The 3,131-nt window shown below is 38.1% G+C and carries 2 protein-coding genes and 10 tRNA genes; all 12 read left to right on the forward strand.

From position 1 onward, the window contains the following. The first annotated feature begins 22 nt into the window (after nucleotides 1–22). The 12 genes from V7183_RS03785 to V7183_RS03840 all read left to right on the forward strand — a co-directional run bounded on the left by V7183_RS03785 (nucleotide 23) and on the right by V7183_RS03840 (nucleotide 3,028). Nucleotides 23–95, forward strand: a tRNA-Ala gene (locus V7183_RS03785). A gap of 15 nt (nucleotides 96–110) precedes the next feature. Next, nucleotides 111–203 (forward strand) — tRNA-Ser (locus V7183_RS03790). Between the two features lie 23 nt (nucleotides 204–226). Next, nucleotides 227–303 (forward strand) — tRNA-Met (locus V7183_RS03795). A 2-nt stretch (nucleotides 304–305) separates the two neighbouring features. Then, nucleotides 306–381: transfer RNA gene (locus tag V7183_RS03800), tRNA-Asp, on the forward strand. Nucleotides 382–390: 9 nt separating this feature from the next. Beyond that, nucleotides 391–466 (forward strand) — tRNA-Phe (locus V7183_RS03805). Between the two features lie 9 nt (nucleotides 467–475). Beyond that, nucleotides 476–548, forward strand: a tRNA-Thr gene (locus tag V7183_RS03810). Nucleotides 549–554: 6 nt separating this feature from the next. After that, a tRNA-Trp gene (locus V7183_RS03815) sits at nucleotides 555–625 on the forward strand. 10 nt (nucleotides 626–635) lie between these two features. Then, nucleotides 636–712, forward strand: a tRNA-Ile gene (locus V7183_RS03820). Between the two features lie 3 nt (nucleotides 713–715). Continuing rightward, nucleotides 716–790 (forward strand) — tRNA-Asn (locus V7183_RS03825). Between the two features lies 1 nt (nucleotide 791). Beyond that, a tRNA-Glu gene (locus V7183_RS03830) sits at nucleotides 792–863 on the forward strand. Between the two features lie 160 nt (nucleotides 864–1,023). After that, nucleotides 1,024–1,443, forward strand: coding sequence for a CBS domain-containing protein (locus V7183_RS03835; protein WP_097897724.1), 420 nt, complete (start codon nucleotides 1,024–1,026; stop codon nucleotides 1,441–1,443). Nucleotides 1,444–1,876: 433 nt separating this feature from the next. Beyond that, nucleotides 1,877–3,028, forward strand: coding sequence for a DUF3965 domain-containing protein (locus V7183_RS03840; protein WP_097897723.1), 1,152 nt, complete (start codon nucleotides 1,877–1,879; stop codon nucleotides 3,026–3,028). Nucleotides 3,029–3,131: the final 103 nt, after the last annotated feature.

Here is a 3,131-nt window from a genome sequence, read left to right on the forward strand (position 1 = left end):
TCTTCCCGATATCTTTAAACATGGGGCCTTAGCTCAGCTGGGAGAGCGCCTGCCTTGCACGCAGGAGGTCAGCGGTTCGATCCCGCTAGGCTCCACTTTAGTTATTTATTGGAGGTATACCCAAGTTCGGCTGAAGGGATCGGTCTTGAAAACCGACAGGCGGCGAGAGTCGCGCGGGGGTTCGAATCCCTCTACCTCCTCCATTTTTAAAATAATATTATATCATCGCGGGGTGGAGCAGTCTGGTAGCTCGTCGGGCTCATAACCCGAAGGTCGCAGGTTCAAATCCTGTCCCCGCAACCAATGGTCCCGTGGTGTAGTGGTTAACATGCCTGCCTGTCACGCAGGAGATCGCCGGTTCGACCCCGGTCGGGACCGCCATTACATAAAGGCTCGGTAGCTCAGTCGGTAGAGCAGAGGACTGAAAATCCTCGTGTCGGCGGTTCGATTCCGTCCCGAGCCACCATTTTTTTATGCCGGCTTAGCTCAATTGGTAGAGCAACTGACTTGTAATCAGTAGGTTGGGGGTTCAAGTCCTCTAGCCGGCATCATTTAGGGGCATAGTTTAAAGGTAGAACAGAGGTCTCCAAAACCTCCGGTGTGGGTTCGATTCCTACTGCCCCTGTAAGAAATATGGGCCTATAGCTCAGCTGGTTAGAGCGCACGCCTGATAAGCGTGAGGTCGATGGTTCGAGTCCATTTAGGCCCACCATATTCCGCAGTAGCTCAGTGGTAGAGCTATCGGCTGTTAACCGATCGGTCGTAGGTTCGAGTCCTACCTGCGGAGCCATGGCCCGTTGGTCAAGTGGTTAAGACACCGCCCTTTCACGGCGGTAACACGGGTTCGAATCCCGTACGGGTCATAAAAAAGAGTCAGCAATTTGCTGGCTCTTTTTTTCTTATCTAAAAGCTTTCTTCTTTTTATATACTATATCATGATTCTAAAACAGGATTATTTGTATGAAATAAATAAAGGAATTTTGGAAAAGCTATGGTATGTATTAAAAGGAGGGAATTTACAATATGACACTAGTTAGAGAATTGATGAGTACCGATATTGTACAGTGTACACCACTGGATAATGTGTATGAAGCGGCTGTAAAGATGAAAGAAGAAGCAATTGGAATGATTCCGGTTGTTGAAAATAATCAAGTAGTTGGACTTGTTACAGATCGTGATTTAGTTGTACGTGGAATCGCTGAAAAGCACCCAGGTTCGAACAAAATTACAAATGTGATGACAACAAATATTGTTTCAATATCTCCTAATGACCCCGTTGAAAAGGCAACAGAGTTGATGGCACGTTATCAAATAAGAAGACTACCAGTAGTGGAGAACGGTCGACTTGTTGGAATGTTGGCATTAGGTGATTTAGCAATAGTAGAAGCGGCGGATGATCAAGCGGGATTTGCCTTAAGTGAAATATCAGAGCATACAGAATGAAAATAAATAGTGATTTTAAATATTTTTATAAACGATTTAGATGAAGGATGACAATCAAATACATTATTCTAACAGCGACAGATAAAGTGAAACTTTAATCAGTGGAGAGGTTTTCTTCATCCCCCACTGATTATTATCTCTCACCTAACTTCTTTGCTTTCATCGAATTTTGAGGTGGGAGTATTACTGCCCGTTCATACGGGATAAAAGTAATTGTTAGCAGGATGTATTTGAATTGTTATAGACGGAGAATATCGATAGTATATGTGAAAGTTTTTTTAAAATTGTTATTCCTCATAATTATTAAGATGAAAAATGATATACTAATAAATATAATTATTATTAGAGATTCTGAATATAACAATATTAATTATCTGTAGTTCGTTAAACGAATTGATATTTCCTATATAGAGAAATATGGAAGGAGAGTTATATGAGGGCTGTACAGAACGATCCTAATTGGAATTTGGTTACAGATACATATGTAGAACCGAAGAATTTTGCTGATTTATTTTCTTTACTTGTACCTTGTCATCCAAAAGGTGAAGGAAAAGAGAGAACGATTTTAGTATGGAAAGAGAAAGAATTTTATAAAGAAGAGAATTTAGCTCCGTTTATCTTATATGGAATGAATAAAATGAAAGACTTGCCACAGTTTCATAAAGATGAAATTCCTACTTTAGTGCGCATTGTTCGTCTATGCCAAGAAATTGGATGGTATAAAGAAGCATATAAGTTTATGATCAATCAAAGATTAGATGAATTTGTACACACTTCAATGGAATATGAAGCATGGGATTTGTTGACACAGGTTGTGGCTTTAAATTATTTAATTATAAAATATCGTGTTGGGGAATTAAAACATGAAGATGCGGAGATTTGGAAAAGAGTAAAATTTAATAAAAAATGTATTGAAGAATGTAGTGAATTATTGTCGCATAAAGAAGTACTGGAATTCACATTCTTTTATATGTGTAAACAGGCAAAGATACTATCAAAAGAGCAATTAAATTATGACATGATGAATCTAGCAATATATTGTAATACATACTTGAGTGATTTATATACATTTGATTTATTGGGAAAATATCGTAAGTGTACTGATTTTCTCTCATACTACGGACCTAGCCAAGCTGTTATCGCATGTCAAAAAGCTGTTATATCGCAAATTGCTGATCGGCTCGATCCATTAAAAACAACGCACGTAGATGATTATTTATATGTAATGAAAGAAATGATGGAGCATATGACGATAGAAATCATGAATCGGCATGGGCACTTCATTGGAAAGCTCTTATCCTATGTGCCATTTTTTGAAATGATTCAAGTTCCGCAACATGCGTATTATTGCGAAGAGTTGATGTATGTTTGTAAAGGAATTGAATATAAGGAAGAAATATTACGTAATTATATATTTATACAATTACATGACTGTTTACCATCATTCTTTAAACTATTCCTAAAGAATAAACGCTACGCAACGATTCATGATATTTTATTCTACTGGTGTGATGATGAGCAGAGAATGAGTTTAGAGAAGAAATATAATTTAAGCTTTATTTATGAAAAATATGCTTGTGGATAAAGTGAAACTTTAATCAGTGGGGGTTTTCTTCATCCCCACTGATTATTAGCCCTCACCAATCGGGCTTTTACGAGCAGTTTATCTTCCACCTTACTTCTTTAGA

The organism is Bacillus sp. JJ1127, assembly GCF_036965845.1.
In the GTDB taxonomy this organism is placed as follows: domain Bacteria; phylum Bacillota; class Bacilli; order Bacillales; family Bacillaceae_G; genus Bacillus_A.